Below are 20,106 nucleotides of genomic sequence, written 5' to 3' on the forward strand. Positions count from 1 at the left end.
CGTCAGCCGTAACGCCGTGATCGGCAAGGCGCACCGCCTGGGCCTTCCCGCGCGCCCGTCGCCGGTGAAGCCCAACGAAGCCAAGGCCGCCGCGAAAGCCCAGGCGGCCCCCGCCGCGCCCAAGCCAGCGCCCGCCGCCGCGCCGCCGCCTGCCGCCCCCGCATCGGCGCCCGCGCCGGCGCCGCGCATCGACGCGACCACTTCGACCCCGAGCGCCACCGGCGAGCTCGCCGGCGCGCCCAAGGCCGCCGAAGGCCCGGTGATGCGCTCGGTCGGCCCCGGCGGCTTCCTTCGCCAGAATCCCGGCGAGCAATCCGCGCCGATCACGCCGGCGCCGCCGCGCCGCCTGGTCCCCGCCAAGCCCAGCAAGGCGATCGAGGGCAAGACCAGCCTGCTCGATCTGAACGACCGCATCTGCAAATGGCCGCTTGGCCATCCGGGCGAGCCGGACTTTCATTTTTGCGGCGTCAAGGTGAACCCCGGCTTCCCCTATTGCGTCGAGCATTGCGGCCACGCCTATCAGGCACAGCTGCCGCGCCGCGACCGCCGGCCGCCGCCGCCGCTGCCCTATGGGGGACCGCGCGTTCGGTAAGGCACGGTTTCCATAACGAAAAAATTCGTCGAAAACGGATCTAGTTTACCAGCCGATAACCAACGCGCCGCTAATCGACGCCCGGTGTTCTCTCGGGTTTCCTTTCTTGCAGCGGCATTGATCCCGATCCAGATCGGACTCGTTCTGGTAACGATATCAGCTGTCAGCTTTGCTCCGCCTGCTCATGGCGCGATGGCGCTGATCGCACTCGACGGCACCGTCGGCGACCGACTGGCCGGGCCTGCCATTGCGCGCGGGGCCGACCTGCTGGGCCGTGGACCGGCGCGAAACATCCTGCTGATCCGCGCCGATCGCGGCCGGATCTTCCTGCCGATGCTCTCTCGCGGGGTACTCGTCATCGCCGCTCCCCAAAGCTGGTGTGGCGCCGGAAAGGACCCGTCATGACGCCGCCGGAAGTCCTGCAACTGCGCCGTCGCGGCACCCATATCCTGATCGCCGCGTCGTGGTTCCTCACGGCGTTCATCGCGCTGGCGAGCGCATTCCTGGCGCACGGCACCGCGCTGCCCGTGTTTCTGGCCGGAGCGCTGGCCAATGCGATGCCGACCTTCATGGTGCTGCGCGGACGGGCGGACCGGCAGACCCGGCTGGCGATCGGCACCCTCGCCGCGGTCCTTCCGGCGCTTGGCGTGTATGCGCTTGTCGGCGACCCTTGGCAGATGGATGCGCATCTGTACTTTCTGGTGACCCTCGCGGGACTGACGATCCTGTGTGACTGGCGGCCGATCGTGCTGGCGGCGGCGCTGATTGCCGCGCACCATTTGCTCCTTCTCTATCTGGTCCCTGCCTGGGTGTTCAGCGGCGGCGGCGATATCAAACGCGTATTGTTCCATGCCGCCGCAGTGGTGATGGAAGCGACGGTGCTGGTCTATCTGACCACCATGTTGCGGACGCTGTTGCAGGTGCAGGCCGACGCCCGCGACGCCAGCGAACGAACCGCGGTGATCGCCGACGATCGGCGCGAAATCGCCGAGCGGGCGATGTCCGACGCCGCCGATGCGGCGCGGCGCGAGGCGCAGGAACGCGGGCAGCGCGAAGCGATCGCCAGTGAGGCGGAAGCCCAACGCCGCATCATGCAGCGCGACCTGACCGACGCGTTTCAGGCGTCGATGGCCGGCGTGGTCGGCACCGTCGGCACCGCTGCGGCGGAACTGGAACAGCTTTCGACCTTGCTGGCCGAACTGGCGCGGCGAACGAATCAGGAAACGCGCGAATCCGCCTCGAATGCCGTTCAGACGTCGAACGCGATCGAGACGCTCGCGACCCAGCTGCGCGACCTGTCCACCTCGATCACCGCGATCGCGGCGAGCGCGGACCAGCAGGCGCAGCGCAGCGACGACGCCACGGCGATCTCCGATGGCGGGCGCGGCGCGGTTGCCGCGCTCACCGAGCGGTCGAACACGATCACCGGCTTTGCCCAGTCGATCCACGAGATCGCGACCCGGACCAACCTGCTCGCACTCAACGCCACGATCGAGGCGTCGCGCGCGGGCGAGGCGGGACGCGGCTTCGCGGTCGTCGCGCATGAGGTGAAGCAGCTGGCCGGGGAAGCGGCGCGCGCGACGGGCGAAATCCACTCGCTCGCCGATTCGATGCATGACGGCGCCGAAATCGCGCAGGGCGCGCTGACCGAGATCACCGCGATGGTGGCGGACCTGGCGACTGCGGCAGAATCGATCCGCGCGGCGGTCGATACCCAGCGCGAAACCGCGGCCGCGATCGATGATTCGGCGCGCGATGCCGCCGGCGGCGCGGCGTTCATGGTGGAACATATCCGGGGCGTCGCGACAATGGCGGGAGAGACGCAGTCGCTGTCCGATCGCGTCGCCACCGCCGCCGCCGCGCTGTCGAGCACCGCGCGCGCACTCGACGATTCGACCCGCGGCTTCCTGGCGCGGATCGCCGCATAGGCAACGGAACAGCCGCCCCGCTTGCCCGCGCCGGGGGGAACGATATAGCAACGGGCGATGTCTTCCGATCTCTTCAAGTCCGGCACCCCTGCCCCCGGCACCAGCTATGACGCGTCCTCGATCGAGGTGCTCGAGGGGCTGGAACCCGTCCGCCGCCGCCCGGGCATGTATATCGGCGGCACCGACGAACGCGCGCTGCACCACCTCGCCGCCGAAGTGCTCGACAATTCGATGGACGAGGCAGTGGCGGGCCATGCGAGTCGCATCGAGATCGAGCTGGCGCCGGGCAATCGCCTGACCATCACCGACAATGGCCGCGGCATCCCGGTCGATCCGCATCCGAAATTCCCCGACAAGTCGGCGTTGGAGGTGATTCTCTCCACGCTCCATTCGGGCGGCAAATTCTCCGGCAAGGCCTATGCGACCTCCGGCGGCCTGCATGGCGTCGGCGTCTCCGTGGTCAACGCCCTGTCGATCGACACGGTGGTCGAGGTCGCCCGCGATCGCCAGCTGTATCGCCAGCGGTTCAGCCAGGGACGCACGCTGGGGCCATTGGAGCATCTGGGCGGCACGCCGAACCGGCGCGGCACATCGACCGCCTTCACCCCCGACCCCGAAATCTTTGGCGCCGGCATGCAGTTCAAGCCGGCCCGGCTGTACAAGCTGGCGCGGTCAAAGGCGTATCTGTTCGCCGGCGTCGAGATTCGCTGGAAATGCGACCCCTCGCTGATCGCCGACGACACGCCGGCGGAGGCGGTGTTCCAGTTTCCCGGCGGGCTGGCCGATCACCTGAAGGAACAGATCGGCACGCGTGAGGGCGCGACGGCCGAATTCTTTTCCGGCAGCCAGGACTTTCCCGACGGCCAGGGCCGTGTCGAATGGGCGGTGGCGTGGCCGCTGTGGAGCGACGGCTCCTACAGCTGGTATTGCAACACCATCCCCACGCCCGATGGCGGCACGCACGAACAGGGGCTGCGCCAGGCACTGGTACGCGGCATCCGCGCCTTCGGCGACCTGGTCGGGCAGAAAAAGGCGAAGGACATCACCGCCGACGACATCATGGTCGGCAGCGAACTGATGCTGAGCGTCTTCATCCGCGATCCGCAATTCCAGTCGCAGACCAAGGACCGCCTCACCTCGCCCGAAGCGACCGGCCTGGTCGAAAAGGCAGTGCGCGACCATTTCGACCATTTCCTGACCGACAAGATGGAGCGCGGCAAGGCGCTGCTCGGCTATGTCCTCGAGCGGATGGACGATCGCCTGCGCCGCAAGCAGGAGCGCGAGGTCAAGCGCAAGACGGCGACGAGCGGACGCAAGCTGCGCCTGCCCGGCAAGCTGACCGACTGTTCCGCCGACGACCCCGCCGGCACCGAGTTGTTCATCGTCGAAGGCGACAGCGCCGGTGGCAGCGCCAAGCAGGCGCGCGATCGCAAGACCCAGGCGATCCTGCCGATCCGCGGCAAGATTTTGAACGTCGCGTCGGCGACCAGCGCGAAAATCCTCGCCAATCAGGAGATCGCCGACCTGATCCAGGCGCTGGGCTGTGGCACGCGCAAGGAGTGCCAGCCGGACAATCTACGCTATGAACGCATCGTCATCATGACCGATGCGGACGTCGATGGCGCGCATATCGCGACGCTGCTGATGACGTTCTTTTTCCAGGAAATGCCGGACATCGTGCGGCGCGGGCATCTCTATCTCGCCCAGCCGCCGCTCTATCGCCTGACGGCGGGCAGCAAGTCGCTCTATGCGCGCGACGACGCACATCGCGCGCGGATCGAGGCGGACGCGTTCAAGGGCCGCAAGGTCGAGGTCGCCCGGTTCAAGGGACTGGGCGAGATGAATCCGGGCCAGTTGCGCGAAACGACGATGGACCCAGCGACCCGCAGCCTGATCCGCATCACCCTGCCCCAGGAATATGAGGAGCGGGCCGGAGTCAAGGATCTGGTCGATCGGTTGATGGGCAACAACCCGGCGCATCGCTTCACCTTTATCCAGGAAAATGCGGCGCGGATCGACGACGAGGCGATCGATGCCTGATCGGCCACCGTTGCTGGTCCTCAACCCCGCCCATGATCCCGCCGGGCTTGCACGCGGCTATGCGGCGCAGCAACGGCTACAGATCCGCGACGTGCTGACCGCCGAATCGGCACGGCTGATCCGCGATATCCTGCGGCTCGACACCGCATGGGGGCTGGCGTGGCAGGCGGGAAGCCATGGCCCCAATCTGTGGCGCGAGCGCGAAGTGAAGGCGGCGAGCGCCGGAGCCGGGCGCGACGAGGCCGAGCGGCTGATCGGTGCGGCGGCGGGTGGGGATGGCTATGCCTTTGCCTATTCCGCCTATCCGATGCTCACCGCCTATCTGGAACGGTGGGATTCGGGCAGCGCCCAGGACCAGCTGCTCGAGGAGCTCAATTCGCCGCCGATGCTCGATTTCGTGCGCCGGGTCACCGGCATTGGCGAGATCGTGAAGGCGGATGCGCAGGCGACGCTCTATGCGCCCGGCCAGTTTCTGGCGATGCATGACGATGCCGAACCGTCGCGCGGGCGGCGCGTCGCCTATGTGCTCAACCTGTGCGCCACGGACTGGCGGCCGGACTGGGGCGGCTATCTCAATTTCTACGATGACGCGGGCGACGTGGTCGCCGGCTATCGCCCGCGGTTCAACGCGCTGAACCTGTTTACCGTGCCTCAGCCGCACAACGTTACCTATGTCCCGCCTTTCGCACCGGTTGCGCGGTTCGCGATCACCGGATGGTTTCGCGACCGCTGAACTTTTTTGACGCCGGGGTGTAAGAAGCCGGCGTTCCGCGCGACTAAAGGGGGTATGGGCGGACACCTCACCAACCAGCGCCACGCGGCAGCGGACCGGCTCTATGCCGAGGCCTGTGCCGTCCACGCGCCGGCGCTCGCCCGGTTGGCGCGCGCGGTCGAGCGCGACGCGGATCGCGCCCGCGACCTGGAGCAGGACATCCATCTGGCGCTATGGCGCAGCCTGGCGCGTTATGACGGCCGCTGCGCGCTCGGCACCTGGACCTATCGCGTCGCACACAATGTCGCCGCAGGCCACGCCACGCGCGGCGCGCGATCGACGCGGCTGGTGGCGCTGGAGGAGGCCGACGCGCTGGCCGCCGATGACGACCCGGAAGCCCAGGCGGGCGAGGCCTGGGTGATCGAGCGGCTTCACCGCCTGATCGCCGCGCTGAAGCCCGCCGACCGCAGCGTGATCCTGCTCTATCTCGAAGGCCTCGACACCGCGACGATCGCGGACGTCACCGGCCTTTCATCCAGCAATGTCGGCGTGAAGGTGCATCGCATCAAGGCGATGCTGGCGCGCCAGTTCAATTCCGGAGACCCCGTATGAGCGACCCGCTGATCCACCTGTGGACCGCGCGCGAGGCGGACGCCGGCGCGATCCCGCCCGAACAGCTGCGCGCCCGCGATGCCGCCCTGCGCCGCCGGGCATGGCGTCGCGACCTGATCGAATATGCCGCCGGCGCGCTGGTCGTCGCGATATTCGCCTGGTATATCCTGCTCATCCCCGAAACGTCGATGCGGATCGCGAGCGCGGTCATCATCGCCGGCACGCTGATCGTCATGCGGAATCTGTGGAAACGCCGTGCGGTCGAGGATCCGGCGGCATTGGCCGATGATGCGATCGCCTGTTACCGGTCGCGACTGGCGCAGCAACGCGACATGCTGGCGAGCGTCGCGCGATGGTATCTCGCGCCGCTCGTTCCCGGGCTGGTGCTGTTCGTGATCGCGACCGTCGTCGCCAGTGCGCGGGTGATGGCGATCGGCCCGGCGCTGGCCACCGGCGCGATCACCCTGGCCTTTGCCGGCGCGCTGTTCGTCGGCATCCTGCTGCTCAACCGCCGCGCCGCGCGCACGCTCGACGCGGAAATCGCCGCGCTCGACGCGATGCGCGACCCCCCATCGCGCTGAATTCAAAGGAGATGTTGATGCGACCGATGCTTATCGCCGCGCTTGGCCTGCTGGCGGCTCTCCCCGCCCCGATCGCGGCACAGACGCCCGCCCCGCCGCCGGCCGCCGCGGCGACCCCTTCCCCCGCCTTGTCCCAGCGGATCGCCGCGCTTCCGGACATCGTCGGCGGGAGCGGCGATTTCGACGCCTATTTCGCCCCCGCCTTTCGCGCCCAGGTGCCGAAAGAGACGTTCGACGAGGTCGGGCGCCAGTTGAAGGCGCAATATGGCGCGGTGACGAAGGTGGAGTCGGTCACCGCCATCTCGCCCACCAGCGCCGGGGTGCAGCTGGGATTCGAGCGGGGGATCGCCCGGCTGGACATCGTCATCGACGCCGCCCCGCCCCATGCGGTGACCGGCCTGCGCATCACCGGCACCCAGCCGCGCGTGGAAAGTGCAGAGGCGATCGAGGCGGAATTTCGCGATCTGCCCGGCAGCGCCGCCTATGGCGTCTATGCGCTTGGCCACAGCGTCAGCCCGGTCACCGAAATGGCCGGCGACCGGCTGATGCCGCTCGGCTCCGCGTTCAAGCTGTGGGTGCTGGCGGAGGCGGCGCGGCAGGTTTCGGCCGGGGAACGCGGCTGGACCGATATCATCCGCCTGGGCGAACGCTCGCTCCCGTCGGGAATGATGCAGAACTGGCCCGAGGGGGCGCCAGTCACGCTGCACACGCTGGCGACGATGATGATCTCGATCAGCGACAATAGCGCGACCGACACGTTGCTGCGCACGCTGGGGCGCGATCGCGTCGATGCGATGGTGCGCCGGATCGGTCATTCGGACGCACGCGCGACCCTGCCGGTGCTGACGACGATCGAGGCGTTCCGGTTGAAGGCGGCGGACAATGCGGCGCTGGCGGCACAGTGGCGGGCGGCGGGACCCGATGGGCGACGGCGGATGCTGCGCGAACAGGCGGAACGGATCGCGGCGACGCGGATGGACCCGGCCTGGTTCGCGGCCCGGCCCCGCGCGCTCGACGTCGAATGGTTCGCCACGCCGCGCGACGAGGCGGCGGTGATGAACTGGCTGCGCGTGAAGGGCGGCGCGGACGCGCTGGCCATCCTGGCGATCAACCCGACCACCACGATCGCCGACCAGTTCGATTATGTCGGGTTCAAGGGCGGATCGGAAACCGGCGTAGTCTATGGCAATTGGCTGGTGAAGACGAAGCGCGGCAACTGGTATGCCGTCACCGGCGGGTGGAATCGCGCCGACGCCGGCGTCGATAATGGCGCGTTCATGGCGCTGATGAACCGTGTACTGGCGCGGGTCGCCACGCAATGAGGGATCACAGGTCGCCGCGCATCCGGTTGCGGTGATAGCGGGTGCGCACCGCGACGCCGGTGACGATGAGCATCACCGCCGGTCCGATCACCAGCATCGGGACCCAGCGCGGCAGGCCCAGGAACGGCGCGGCAAAGGCGATGCCCGCGCCGATCACCGCCAGCCCCAGCGCCGAGGTGCGCAGGCCCCGCGCGACACCGCGCAGTTCCTGGCGATAGGCGGCCCGCTGGACCGGGTCTTCAAGATCAGGCGGCTGTGGCATTCCATTCCTCCCGCAACAGACCGTAGATCACCGAATCGCGCACGCCCAGATGCGTTTCCCACTCGCCGCGCAAATGCCCTTCCAGCGTGAAGCCCAGCCGTTCGAGCAACGCGCGCGAAGATGAATTGTCGGAATCGGTATCGGCGAACACGCGCCGCTGTCCCTCGGCAAAAATGCGATCGATCACCGCGCTCACAGCTTCGCGCGCGATTCCCGTGCGCCAGTGGGTCCGGGCGAGCAGGTAGCCCAGTTCGCTCACATTCCCCTGGCGTTTCTCGCCGGCGGCGACGACGCCGATCGCGCTGTCGTCGCCGCGCAGGGTGATCGCCCACGCGCGCCAGTCGGACGCGTGCCGCACGAAATCGGCGCGCGTCTGTTCGATGTCGGTGTGCGGCGGACCGGACCAATAGGTCATCAGGTCGGGATCGGCGTAGCTGGCGTGCAGCGCGTCGGCATCCTCGACCCGACGCGGGCGCAGGATCAGCCGTGGGGTTTCGAGCCTAGCCGTCTCGCGCACCGGCAGGCTCACGCCTCGCCCAGCGCCTCGACCAGCGCCTTCACCTTCTTCTGCCGCCATTGCGGCAGCGGCGCGACCATCCAATAGCCCAGTTTCGACGGTCGCGGCTCACCGACGATGGTCAGCGCGCCGGCGGCAATCGCATCGCGCGCCAGCAATTCGGGAACCGTCGCGTGGCCCAGCCCCTGCGCCGCAGCGTCGAGCGCCAGGCCCGCGTCGCCGACGCGCACCAGCGCCGCATCGTCCGGGGCGATGCAGCCGGGCCAGGCGATCGGGGTCTGCGCGGTGGAGCCGGGCCGCGCCACGGTGACGACGCCGTCGCTCTCCAGCGCCTCGCCCTCATGCTCGCCCGGCCCCTCGCCCCAGCGGATCGCGAGGTCGAGATTGGCTTCGGTGAATTCGATCGCATCGTCGGCGGCGATCAGTACGAACCGCAGATCGGGATCGGCGCGCGCAATTTCGGCAAGGCGCGGCATCAGCCATTTTTCGGTCAGGTCGCGCGGCGCGGCGATGGTCAGCGACTTGGACGATTGACCCGCCTGCATCGCCCGCACCGCTTCCTCGAACTGAAGGAAGCCGGCGCGCAGCGCGGCAAGCCCCGCCTCTGCCTCAGGCGTCAGCTCCAGCCCCTTGGTGGTGCGGCGGAACAGGACGACGCCCAGCGTGTCCTCCAGCGCGCGAATCTGCTGTCCGACAGCCGCCGGCGTCACCGCCAGTTCGTCGGCGGCGCGCGTGAAGGACAGGTGCCGCGCCGCCGCGTCCAGGACGCGCAGGCCGTTGAGCGGAAGATGGGTGCGTTTCACCGACGGCGCCCTATTGCGTAACCGCCGGCGCGCGCAGCGCGAAGCGCGGGATTGCGACGTCGAATTCGCGCCCGTCCGCGCCGACCATCACATAGCTTCCCTCCATATGACCGGTCGGCGTGGTGAGCGGGCATCCGGAGACATAGTCAAAGCTCGATCCCGGCGCGATCATCGGCTGTTCGCCGACCACGCCCTCACCCTCGACGCTGTGCTGATGGCCGCGTCCGTCGGTGATCGTCCAGCGGCGCGACAGCAGCTGGACGGCCTGATGCGCGCCATTTTCGATCCGGATGTGATACGCCCAGAACCACCGCCCGCGTTCCGGCTGCGACTGTTCGGGCAGATAGCTGACCGAAACCCGCACGGTGATGTCGCGGGTCGTCGCGTCCTGTTCGAACAGCGCATTCACAGCCCGACCGTCGCCAGCGCCCGATCGAGATCCTCGATCAGGTCGTCGGCATCCTCAAGCCCGACATTGAGCCGCAGCATCCCTTCGCCCACGCCCATCGCCAGCCGCTGGTCCTCGGCGACGCCGCTGTGGGTGGTGGAGGCGGGATGGGTCATCAGCGACCGTGAATCGCCGATATTGTTCGAAATGTCGATGAGGGCCAGCGCATCGAGCAGGCCATGCGCCTGCGCCCGCCCGCCATCGACTTCGAACGAGAAGATCGGCCCTGCCGCCGCCATCTGGCGCATCGCCAGGTCGTGCTGCGGATGGCTGTCCAGGCCGGGATAATTGACCGCCGGCACCCGCCCCGCAAGGAAACGCGCGACCCGCATCGCATTCTCGCTCTGTCGCCGGATGCGCAGATCGAGCGTTTCCAGCCCCTTCAGCACCACCCACGCGTTGAACGGCGAGAGCGTCGGCCCGGTATTGCGGTGGAAGGGGAGCAGCGTGTCGTTGATGAACGCGTCGGTGCCGCACACCGCGCCGGCCAGCACACGCCCCTGCCCGTCCATCATCTTCGTCGCGCTGTACGCCACGACGTCCGCACCGAACTCCATCGGGCGTTGCAGCGCCGGAGTGGCAAAGGCGTTATCGACAACGGTGGTGATACCGCGCTCTTTCGCGATGCCGCACACCGCCGCCAGATCGACGACGTCCATCGTCGGATTGGCGGGAGTTTCGAAGAAGAAGACCCGCGTATTCGGGCGGATCGCGTCGATGAACTGCTGGGGATCGCGCGCATCGACCACCGTCGTCTCGATCCCGAAACGCGGCAACAGCGTATCGGTGAGCCAGCGGCACGAACCGAACGCCGCGCGCCCGCCGACCAGATGGTCGCCGCTCGACAACTGGCATAGCAGCGCGGCGGTCATCGCCGCCATGCCCGACGCGGTGGCGCGACACGCCTCCGCCCCCTCGAGCAGCGCGATCCGCTGTTCCAGCATCTCCACCGTCGGATTCTGGAGCCGCGAATAGGTCATGCCCTGTTGCTCGCCGGCGAACCGCGCGGCGGCGTCGCCGGCGCAGTCATAGGCGTAACCAGAGGTGAGGAAGAGCGCCTCGCTCGTCTCCCCCCATTCGCTGCGCGCGGTTCCCCCGCGCACGGCCAGCGTTGCGGGCTTCCAGCCCCTCGTGATCTCGCGATCCTGTCCGGTACGGCGCTTCATGGCGGCCCATGTGACCGCTCGCGCGCGCGGACGCAAGGGACAGCGGACGCAAGGGACAGGCGTGACGGCGGCGCGAAGCTCAGCTATCGACCCGCACCATGCTCGACCAGCTCGAACAACGCCCGATGCTCCTCGCGCTGCTGCTCGGCGGCATCGCGGCGATTCTGTTCGCGATCGGCCTGGATCGCCCCGGCATCCTCACCTTTGACGAGGTGCATTATGTGAAGGCCGCGCGGGTGCTGATCGATCTGGCGCACATCACCAATCCCGAACATCCGTTGCTGGGCAAGAGCCTGATCGCACTGGGCATGCTGATCCTTGGCGACAATCCGATCGGCTGGCGGGCGATGTCGGTCGTGGCGGGAAGCGTCACCGTGGTCGGCCTCTATGCCTTTACCCGGCAGCTGACCGGGGCGACGCGCGCGGGCCTGTTCGCGGCGCTGTTCGCGATGCTGGGCCAGATGCTGTTCGTCCAGGCGCGGATCGGGATGCTCGACGTGTTCCTGGGCGTGTTCCTCGTCTGGGCGGGTGTCGCCTTCATCGCGGCGATGCGGGCAGGGCCGCGATCTGCGTGGCGGTGGTGGATGGCGTGCGCGGCGCTGTTCGGCTGCGCGGTCGCGGTCAAATGGGCGGCGGTTCCCTATGTCGCACTGGCGGGCGCGCTGTTCCTGTGGCTGCGGCGCGGCGATCCGGCGCGGTTCGGCGCCATGGGTTGGCCGACCGGCCTGGCCATTCTGGGCGGGGTGAGCATCCCGGTCTATTTCCTCAGCTTCGCCCCCGCCTTTTTCTATACCGAACAGCCGATGACGCTGGCCCGGCTGATCCCGTTCCAGATCGAGATGTGGCAGTTGCAGACCCAGGTGCTGCCCCCGCACAATTACCAGTCGAGCTGGTGGAGCTGGCCGCTGATGATCCGGCCGATCTGGTATTTCTACGAACCCGATCAGGGCGCGGTGCGCGGCGTGCTGCTGATCGCGAATCCGGTCGTGCAATGGGGCGGCCTGATCGCGGTGGCCGCATGCTGGTGGGCGGGGTTTCGCGAAAAGGCGCCCGCGCCGATGGCGGCGGCGATGCTGTGGGTGTTCGCGCTGGGCGTCTGGGCGATCATCCCCAAGTCGCTCGGATTCTTTTACTATTACTATATTCCCCACCTGCTGCTGTGCGTCGCGCTGGCGGTGGCGTCCGATCACTGGCGCGCGCGGCTGGATGGGAAGGACGAATGGCTGCTGGTGGTGGCGGTCGGCCTGTTCGCCTATTTCTATCCGATCCTGGCCGCGCTTCCGCTGTCCGGGGATCGCGGCTTCGAACGCTGGGTGTGGTTCCCCAGCTGGGCCTAGTAGCGCCCCCACACGAAGCGCGAGGATAGCGCGAAATTCCACACCGCCGCGACCAGAATCCCGGCGAGCGCCGCCGGCATCCAGCGCGCCTGCTGCACATCGTGGAGGAATGCCGCGACGCCCACATTCGCAATCGCCCCGACCGAGCAGACGAGGCAGAAGCCGACCCATCCGTCGAGCAGCTTGCGGAAACCGCGCAGCCGGGTGTCGCGATAGGTGAGGGCGTTGTTGAGGAAAAAGTTGAACGTCATCGCCACCAGCGTCGCGGCGATCGTTCCCGTCAGGAAGCTGGCGCCAAGCTGGCGAAAGACCAGCCACAGCACCGCAAAATGCACTCCGGCGCCGAGCGCGCCGATACCGGAGAACATCACGAAGCGGACCGGCACCACCCGGCCGAACATCCGGTCGTAGAGCGCGATCAGATATTCCATCGCGACGACGTGATCGAGCTTGCTCTCCCCCTCCTGCCGGGTGCGGAAGACATAGGGAAGTTCGACAAAGGCGAGCGTGCGCGGGCTGGCGGTCATGATGTCCAGCAGAATCTTGAACCCGATCCCCGACAGATGGGGAACGATGCCGCGCACGACATCGGCGCGGATCATGAAAAAGCCGCTCATCGGATCGCTGAGATCGACTTTCAGAACCTGGCGCGACAGGCGCGTGGCAAAGGCCGATTTGGCGACGCGATCGCGATCCCATTCGCCGGTGCCGCCCCCATCGACGAAGCGCGACCCGATTGCGAGGTCGAGCGCGGCGTCCCCCTTCAGCGCGTCGAGCATGCGGGGCAACAGCGTCTCATCATGCTGCATGTCGCCGTCGATCACCGCGACATAGGGGGCGGCGGTGGCGCACATCCCCTCGATCGTCGCCGAAGACAGGCCGCGCCGGCCGATCCGCTGAATCACCCGGACGCGCGGATCGGTGCGCCCCAGGTCGCGGGCCGCGTCGGCGGTGCCGTCGGGACTGTTATCATCGACGAATATCGCTTCCCAGCGCCGCCCGGCCAGCGCACGGTCCAGCGCCGCGACGAGCAGCGGCACATTGGCGCGCTCGTTGAACGTCGGGACGACGACCGCCAGTTCGAGCGGACCTGCGCTCACGCCAGCGCCTTCACCACCGCGTCGCCCATCGCCTCGGTCGACAGGTCGCCGCCCAGATCGGGGGTACGCGCGCCAGAGGCAAGCGCGGCGATCACCGCCGCCTCGATCCGGTCGGCGGCAGCGTCCATGCCCAGCGAATAGCGCAGCATCATCGCGGCAGAGAGGATCGTCGCACAGGGATTGGCCCTGCCCTGCCCGGCGATATCGGGGGCGGAACCGTGGATCGGTTCGTAAAGCCCCTTTCCCGCGCCATCGAGCGCGGCGGACGGCAGCATCCCGATCGACCCCGCACACATGCTCGCCTGATCCGACAGGATGTCGCCGAACAGATTGCCGGTGACGATGACGTCGAACTGACCGGGATTGCGCACCAGCTGCATCGCGGCGTTATCGACGTACATATGTGTCAGCGCGATGTCGGGATATTGCGCCGACATCTCGGTCACCACGTCGCGCCACAGCTGGGAGGTTTCGAGGACGTTCGCCTTGTCCACCGAACACAGGCGGCCCCGGCGCGCGCGCGCGGTCTCGAACCCGACCCGGGCGATGCGCGCCACCTCCTCCTCGTCATAGGACATGAGGTCATAGCCCTCGCGCCGGCCGGCCGCGGTGGTCCGCATGCCCTTGTCGCCGAAATAGACGTCGCCATTGAGTTCGCGGACGATCACCATGTCGATCGCGCCGGCGACTTCGGGCCGCAACGCCGATGCGTCCTCAAGGCCGGGGAAGAGCTTTGCCGGGCGCAGATTTGCGAACAGGCCAAGCTCGCTGCGCAGACCAAGGATCGCCTGTTCGGGACGAAAACGCCGTTCGAGCGCATCGCAACGCGGATCGCCGACCGCGCCGAACAGGATCGCGTCGGCGCGTTGCGCCAGATCGAGCGTCGCGGGCGGAAGCGGATGCCCGTCGGCGAAATAGGCGGCGCCGCCGACCGGCGCCTCCGCAAACGTCAGGTCGAGGTCGAGCGCATCCAGCACGCGGCGCGCCTGCGTCGTCACCTCCGGTCCGATCCCGTCGCCGGGCAGGATTGCGATCAGCGGCATGTTCTCAGGTCCCTTTTCGGCGGCGGTGGACACGGCGCCGGGCCGGTGCCGCAAATCGACGCCCGCGCATTACCGCGTTCGCGGCCTCACGCAACCGCCCTCTTCAGCCGATCGATCAGCCGCGCGCGCGCCGCCAGGACCTCCGCCGCCCGGCCATGCAGCAGATCGCGCGCCAGGAAATGGCCGGTGATGCGAAGGCCGGCCATGATGTCGGTCCATTCCGCCGCCCCGCCGTGACGCAGAAAGGGCGGGAGCGGGAACAGCTGCCGCTCATAGCCCGCCGCGCCGGCGCCGCTCACCGCGCGCCCGCTTTTGGGACTGACAAAGGCGAGATCCTCGCCCTCCCCGGTCGCGGCGCAGCGTTCGAGATCGAGTCCGAAGCCAAGCGCGGCGAGCAGCAGCAGTTCGTACCGGACCAGCGCCGCCGCCCAACCGCGCGCCGCCGGCGCCGCCTCGATCGCGTCGAGCATGCCGCCGAGCGCGGCATGGATCTGCGGATAGGCCTGTCCTTCCGGCAAGGTCGCGGCGGTCAGCGCGGTCGCCCAGTCGAACGCGGCGGCGGGAAGCGGTTCGCGATGCATCGCGGCGCGGCTGTGGACCAGTTCGACGGTCAGCGCGGGCAACTGGTCCTGTGTCCGTGCGCGCCAGTCGCCCAGGATCACATTGCCCGGCTGGAGCACCGGACGATGCTGGCGCGAACGGCCACCGCGCACATAGCCAGCGAGCATCCCGGCCTCTTCGGTCAGAGCGCGCACGATCGCCCCGGTTTCGCCATGCGGTCGGATCGCGAGGACGATGGCGGTTGCGGCGAGGTGCATCGCCGGGATTTAGCCGCGCCGCAATTTCCTTGCCAGCTTCTCGAGCCCCATCATGCCGACCAGCTTCTTGCCGCCCGCCACGCTGTGGTTGAATGCGCCCAGCGCCGCCGTCGTCACGCGGTTGGCCAGGCTCGGCCGCAGCAGCAGCAGATCGAGGCACGGGACCGCGCCGGTCGAGAATTGCCGCTTGTGCTGTCCTTCGCCCTCGGTGAAGTCGAAGCGCGTGAAGCGCCGCTCCTCGAACAGGTCGCGAAACGCCTCGATCTGAAGGACCGCGCCGGGCGACAGGTCGTTGAACGCCGGATCATGCCCGACATATTCGTAGATCAGCGTATCGCCGCGCGCGGGACAGTAGAGATACGCCGCCGGTTCGCCGGCGATATGCAGCAGCCACGCGCGAACCGCGTCACCGGCGCCGCGCGCCAGCATGTCGCGGACGAATTCCGGCGTGTCGGGCAGCCCCTCCCCCATCAGCTTTTCCTGATAGGTGCGCAGCGCGATGCGCCGGGCGATGTCGTGGAATTCCTCAAGCTCGGCAGGCGCCGTATAGCGGCGCACGTCGATCGTGCCGCCCGAAACCTGGGCGATCTTCTTCGCCTTGCGCCGGACGCCCTGCCGCGCGCTGGAGGACAGGCCGGCAAGATAGCCGTCATAGCCGCCGGTCAGATCGGCGAAGTAGCGATGATAACGCTGGCGCACGAACCCGATCATATGGCCGGAGGCATAGATCATCGCGTCGAGCCGGTCGGCGGGAAGCGAGGTGACGATATAGCCGTGCGCGTCACGCGGCAGCGGCGGCAGGACCGGCAGGCGGCCCTCGCGCGCCTCGTCCAGGCTGACCGGAACGCGGATCATCGACCGCTGTACCGCCATCAGCGTGCGCGCGCCGATCTGGAAATTGAGCGCGGTCGGGCGCGGGGCGGTCGTCGCGTTCATGCCGCGCGCTCCTCGACCAGGTTCGACCAGAGCTGCTGCGCCTGGCGCAGGCCGGTGCGGAGGAGGCTGGGGCCGAGCGGTTGGTCGCAGCGATCGAGCGGCAGGTCGGGCAGGCTGGCGAATGTCGTCGTGACGATCGCCCCGCGCCGTTCGGCGAGCATCGCGCACAGCGTCTCGAACCGGTGAACATGGATCGCGTTGGGCCGCGTGCCGGCCCGGTTCGACAATTCGAATCCGTGGCTGACGATCGTCACCGCCGCATGGCTTTCGCGCACCGCGTGATCGAGCGCGTCGCGCATCTCTGCGGTCGAAAGCGCGCAAATCTGGAAATGCCGCAAATGGCCGCGCTTGTCCTCGATCAGCGTGACCGGCACCTCGACCACGCCCTGATGCATGCAGGGCGCGATCCGGCGCGGATCCAGCCCGATCGCGCTGGGCCAGGGATGTTCGGAGCCATTGTGGCTGCTGTCATAGCGGATACCGAGCGCGGCGAGCGCGGCGAGCGTGTCGTCGCTCGCGCAATAGCTGCCCGCGCGAAACGCGATCGGGCGCGGCGCGCCGGCGGCGACCAGCAGATCGGACGCGGCGCGGATCAGTTCGCGCTGTTCGATATAGGTGAAGTCGATCAGTTCGAACGAGGCATGGGCGGTTCGATCCTCGTCGCTGGCCGCCGCCCAATTGGGGTGGAGATGCAGCTGGACATCCTGTCCCGCCTCCAGAATGGCATCGACGACGCGGCGGATCGGATCGAGTCCATGCGCCACCGCCGGCATGGGATCGACGAAGAACGTCGCCTTCAGATCGTGCTGCGCCAGCATCCGCAGCTGGTGGGAAATTCCCACCCCCGCCGGTTCCAGCGAACGTGCGGCGATGGCGTCGATATCCAGCCCGGCGGCGTGGTGGCGCCACATCAATTCGGTATCGACGGTCAGGAATGCGCGTGTCGGCATGATCGGCGCTCTATCGCACGCGGGTGAAGAAATTCCCAAGGAAGCGGCCAGCGCCCCGCTTCACGGCTTGATCCCGTACCGCGCATATTCGGCATCGATGCCCGGCGACATCAACCGGGCGCCAGCCAGATCCGCGGCAGCCCGCGCGTCGCCCCTGGACTTGCGGATGACGCCGCGCATGAACACGCTGGCGGTCAGGTCCGGTTCCTGCTGCAACGCCGCGTCGATATCCGCCAGCGCGGCGTCCATGCGCCCCATCCGGAAATAGACCAGCGCGCGGCTGTCGAGATAGGCCGAATTGTCTTCGCTCAGTTCGATCGCCTTGGTGCAGTCCTGAAGCGCAGCCTCCAGTTCGACATTGTGCGTGCCGCGCATCCAGCATCGCGTGTTGAACAGTTCGGTGCTGCGCGGATAGGATTCGATCAGACCGTCCATGATTCCCACGGCCTCCTCGACCTTCCCCGAATCCGCCAGATACTTCGCGCGCTGGGCGGCATAACCGGCACGGACCTTGTCGTTCGTCATCTCGATCTGTTCGTCCGCGATCGCGATCGCACCGGCATAATCGCCCTTGCTCGCGCGATAGTCGATCGCAAGCTTGATCGCATGATGCGACGAAGGGTCAAGTTCGCGCGCCTTGTCCGCATCGGCGATCGCCTTGTCATGCCGGCCCAGCAGGTCGAAGACCGACGCGCGCTGCGCGTAGAGGTCGGCGCTCGGCGCGAGCGCGAGCGCGCGGTCGAAATCGCCGATCGCGGCCGCATAGTCGAACACGGACAGGCGGAATCCGGCGCGGGCGAGATACACCGTCGCCGATTGCGGATCGGCGGCCACCGCCTCGTCCAGGATCGCGTTGATCTTTGCGAACGCGCCGGGCCTGCCCTCCTGCCAGCGCTCCGGATATCCGGCCGGCGCCACCAGACGGAGCAGCTTGGCCTTGGCCATCGCCAATTCGCGCCGCGTCGCCGGCACCTGCGCCGGATCGATCTCCGCGCCGGTGGTGATCAGCTGATCCTCGACGGTCACCGTCCCGCCGGTCAGCGATGCGCGGCGACGCAGCACCCGGCCGGCAAGCTGTGCGGGAAGCGTTTCCGCGCCGTCAAGCGCGAACCCTGCCCCCGCCTTGGGGAGCCGGTAACTGACGCGAATCCGAATATTCGAAGGGTCGCCCGTCGTCACCGGCAGGTCCCGCCAGCTGGCACGGCCGCGATCGGGATTGAACGTAATCGCCTGAACCGCGTGATCGACCGTCAGTCTGCGACGCCCGTCGTCCAGGTTCCAGCCGGGTTCGGCGACGCCGGTGGCGCTGATGATCGCGGTTCCCGCCGCATCGTCGAAATCGATCCGCCGGCGGACGAGCGCGACGATCGATGCATAGTCGCCGAGCGCTCTCGCGACCATCTGGTCGCGCTGTTCCTTGCCCATCGTCGCATCGGCAGTGCGCAACAACTGAACGACGGGTCCGTGCAACGTGACCTTTGCGGTTACCGGCGCAAGGAAGTTGATCCCGGCGCTCTGATCGAAGTCGAGCGCCACGTCGAATTGCGGCCGCGCATCGGGCTGGAGCGGCAGATCGACCAGCCCCGCCCCCGCCATGCGCAGCGGCAGCGCATGCCGAAATGGTGGCACGTCGCCCAAATCCTCCAGACGATCGCCGTTCGAGGTTCCGTCGAGCCACAGGCTGGTGCCGTCGATGGTCGCATGCACGATGACATGGTCGAACGCGGCCGGCATCGGCAGGCGCTTCGGCACCAGGTCTCCAAGCGTCGAATGCACCAGCACCGCCTCCGCCTCGATGCCCAGTTCACGCAGGATCGCAAGCAGCAGCAGCGACTTCGCCTTGCAGTCGCCATAGCGGGCCGACCAGGTTTCGGCGGGCGACTGGGGCGCGTAATTGCCCTGCGCCATACCGTTGAACAGGTATCGCACCTTGTCCTGCACCAGTCGCAGCGCGGCCGCCGCCCGGCGTCGCGGCTCCGGCGAAGCGGCGGCGATCGCGGCGACCTCCTGCGCCAGCGCGCTACCCGGCGCGATCAGCCCCTGGGTCCGATAGAGCGGCGCCATCGCCTTCGATACCGCCTGCCAGTCGGGATAGCTGGCCGCGTCAAGGATCGCGACCGGCCGATACCGCACCGGAATATCCTTTGGCATCTCCGGCACCTTCGGGAGCGGGAGGGCAATCTCCAGCTCCTTCATTCCTGCGACCGTCCGCGGTGGCTGAATCCTCGACCAGTCGGCATAGGAGCGCCAGACGATCGGCGCCGCTTCCGGCCAGATCAGGCGGACGCGCCCGAATTGCGTGCGCATCGGCTCAGCGAACAGCGGCAGCGAGCTTTGCACCTGCCCGCCCAGCACGCGGTCGCGGCGGGTGACGGTGAAGCGCAGTCGCAGCACGTCGCCGACCCGCAGCCCCTCGACCGGCATCGTGGCGGTCAGCACGCCGTCGAGTTGCAGCTGCTCCAGCTTCTGCTCGCGGCGAATTACCGGAATCTGCTTCCCCCCGGCGAGCAGGTCGATCGTCTCGCTGCCGCGCAGGATGCTGGCGCTGTGGACCGTCAGATCGCCCTGGTCCGGGTTCCACGGCAGCTGGATTGTTCCCGCCTGGGCCAGGATTTCGGGGGACGCGATCCGGGTCGCACTTTCGACATAATGCGCAACCTCGCCATCGGCGAGACGCTCCTGCTGGTCGATGATCAGGAAGATCGGCGAGGCGTCGGTGATCGTCGTCATATCGACCGGCGGCGCTGGCTTCACCCACGCCGGCACGGGCGCATAAAGCAGCTTGTCGCCTGCCCATGCGGGCGCGACGACGACGGTCAAAGCCGCGAACGGCGCAATGATACGGATCATGTAAAGCCCCCTGTCTGCGACGAAACCTAGCGGCGCGCATGTGATGGGCAAGCGCATTTGCGACCGATCCGGAACCGCGCGGGACGCCC

The 20,106-nt window shown here is 68.1% G+C and carries 20 protein-coding genes; 9 read left to right on the plus strand and 11 right to left on the minus strand.

Going from position 1 to position 20,106, the window contains the following annotated elements; genetic code table 11:
- The 8 genes from KF783_RS14365 to KF783_RS14400 form a co-directional block, all read left to right on the plus strand.
- The coding region (locus tag KF783_RS14365; RefSeq protein ID WP_294080519.1) for a GcrA family cell cycle regulator at positions 1-592 on the plus strand (592 nt) is incomplete at its 5' end.
- Between the two features lie 192 nt (positions 593-784).
- Entirely contained in the window at positions 785-997 is a 213-nt protein-coding gene (locus tag KF783_RS14370; protein WP_294080521.1) for a hypothetical protein, read from the plus strand.
- Positions 994-2,520, plus strand: coding sequence for a methyl-accepting chemotaxis protein (locus tag KF783_RS14375; RefSeq protein WP_294080523.1), 1,527 nt, complete (start codon positions 994-996; stop codon positions 2,518-2,520). The genes KF783_RS14370 and KF783_RS14375 overlap by 4 nt, the downstream gene beginning before the upstream one ends.
- A 57-nt stretch (positions 2,521-2,577) precedes the next feature.
- Positions 2,578-4,560 (plus strand): DNA topoisomerase IV subunit B, encoded by a 1,983-nt coding sequence (parE, locus tag KF783_RS14380; protein ID WP_294080526.1) that lies wholly within the window; start codon positions 2,578-2,580, stop codon positions 4,558-4,560.
- The gene (locus tag KF783_RS14385) at positions 4,553-5,293 is read left to right on the plus strand and encodes a 2OG-Fe(II) oxygenase family protein (RefSeq protein WP_294080528.1); all 741 of its coding nucleotides are present in this window, start codon (positions 4,553-4,555) and stop codon (positions 5,291-5,293) included. Before parE ends, KF783_RS14385 begins: the two co-directional genes overlap by 8 nt.
- A gap of 54 nt (positions 5,294-5,347) precedes the next feature.
- Complete coding sequence (locus KF783_RS14390) at positions 5,348-5,884, plus strand: sigma-70 family RNA polymerase sigma factor (RefSeq protein WP_294080530.1); 537 nt, start codon at positions 5,348-5,350, stop codon at positions 5,882-5,884.
- Positions 5,881-6,465 (plus strand): hypothetical protein, encoded by a 585-nt coding sequence (locus KF783_RS14395; protein WP_294080532.1) that lies wholly within the window; start codon positions 5,881-5,883, stop codon positions 6,463-6,465. Before KF783_RS14390 ends, KF783_RS14395 begins: the two co-directional genes overlap by 4 nt.
- A gap of 17 nt (positions 6,466-6,482) precedes the next feature.
- Positions 6,483-7,787 carry a serine hydrolase gene (locus KF783_RS14400; RefSeq protein ID WP_294080535.1) on the plus strand — a complete coding sequence of 435 codons (1,305 nt, stop codon included), beginning with the start codon at positions 6,483-6,485 and terminating at the stop codon, positions 7,785-7,787.
- Positions 7,788-7,791: 4 nt separating this feature from the next.
- On the opposite strand, the gene KF783_RS14405 is transcribed toward KF783_RS14400, so the two are convergent.
- Genes KF783_RS14405 through KF783_RS14425 form a run of 5 tightly spaced genes read right to left on the minus strand, consistent with a single transcriptional unit; the run spans position 7,792 to position 10,983 of the window.
- Positions 7,792-8,049 (minus strand): hypothetical protein, encoded by a 258-nt coding sequence (locus tag KF783_RS14405; protein ID WP_294080536.1) that lies wholly within the window; start codon positions 8,047-8,049, stop codon positions 7,792-7,794.
- Positions 8,033-8,578 (minus strand): GNAT family protein, encoded by a 546-nt coding sequence (locus KF783_RS14410; RefSeq protein WP_294080538.1) that lies wholly within the window; start codon positions 8,576-8,578, stop codon positions 8,033-8,035. The genes KF783_RS14405 and KF783_RS14410 overlap by 17 nt, the downstream gene beginning before the upstream one ends.
- On the minus strand, positions 8,575-9,369 hold the full coding sequence (locus KF783_RS14415) for a LysR family transcriptional regulator (RefSeq protein WP_294080540.1): 795 nt from the start codon (positions 9,367-9,369) through the stop codon (positions 8,575-8,577). The genes KF783_RS14410 and KF783_RS14415 overlap by 4 nt, the downstream gene beginning before the upstream one ends.
- A 10-nt stretch (positions 9,370-9,379) precedes the next feature.
- On the minus strand, positions 9,380-9,778 hold the full coding sequence (gene apaG / locus KF783_RS14420) for a Co2+/Mg2+ efflux protein ApaG (protein ID WP_294080542.1): 399 nt from the start codon (positions 9,776-9,778) through the stop codon (positions 9,380-9,382).
- A complete protein-coding gene (locus KF783_RS14425; protein WP_294080544.1) occupies positions 9,775-10,983 on the minus strand; it encodes an aminotransferase class I/II-fold pyridoxal phosphate-dependent enzyme in 1,209 nt (402 codons plus the stop codon). Before KF783_RS14425 ends, apaG begins: the two co-directional genes overlap by 4 nt.
- Before the next feature lie 98 nt (positions 10,984-11,081).
- Here KF783_RS14425 and KF783_RS14430 point away from each other — a divergent pair, with 98 nt between their 5' ends.
- A complete protein-coding gene (locus tag KF783_RS14430; RefSeq protein WP_294080546.1) occupies positions 11,082-12,320 on the plus strand; it encodes a glycosyltransferase family 39 protein in 1,239 nt (412 codons plus the stop codon).
- Here the strand turns inward: KF783_RS14430 and KF783_RS14435 are convergent.
- The 6 genes from KF783_RS14435 to KF783_RS14460 form a co-directional block, all read right to left on the minus strand.
- On the minus strand, positions 12,317-13,420 hold the full coding sequence (locus tag KF783_RS14435) for a glycosyltransferase family 2 protein (protein ID WP_294080548.1): 1,104 nt from the start codon (positions 13,418-13,420) through the stop codon (positions 12,317-12,319). The two genes, KF783_RS14430 and KF783_RS14435, sit on opposite strands and share 4 nt — an antisense overlap.
- Positions 13,417-14,463, minus strand: coding sequence for a 3-isopropylmalate dehydrogenase (leuB, locus tag KF783_RS14440; protein ID WP_294080550.1), 1,047 nt, complete (start codon positions 14,461-14,463; stop codon positions 13,417-13,419). The genes KF783_RS14435 and leuB overlap by 4 nt, the downstream gene beginning before the upstream one ends.
- Before the next feature lie 86 nt (positions 14,464-14,549).
- Complete coding sequence (gene recO / locus KF783_RS14445) at positions 14,550-15,281, minus strand: DNA repair protein RecO (protein ID WP_294080552.1); 732 nt, start codon at positions 15,279-15,281, stop codon at positions 14,550-14,552.
- A gap of 9 nt (positions 15,282-15,290) precedes the next feature.
- Positions 15,291-16,217, minus strand: coding sequence for a GNAT family N-acetyltransferase (locus KF783_RS14450; RefSeq protein WP_294080556.1), 927 nt, complete (start codon positions 16,215-16,217; stop codon positions 15,291-15,293).
- A complete protein-coding gene (locus tag KF783_RS14455; protein WP_294080558.1) occupies positions 16,214-17,167 on the minus strand; it encodes a polysaccharide deacetylase in 954 nt (317 codons plus the stop codon). Before KF783_RS14455 ends, KF783_RS14450 begins: the two co-directional genes overlap by 4 nt.
- Positions 17,168-17,227: 60 nt before the next feature.
- Entirely contained in the window at positions 17,228-20,017 is a 2,790-nt protein-coding gene (locus tag KF783_RS14460; protein WP_294080560.1) for a DUF3857 domain-containing protein, read from the minus strand.
- Between the last annotated feature and the right edge of the window lie 89 nt (positions 20,018-20,106).

The organism is Sphingomonas sp., assembly GCF_019635455.1.
Classification (GTDB): Bacteria; Pseudomonadota; Alphaproteobacteria; order Sphingomonadales; family Sphingomonadaceae; genus Sphingomonas.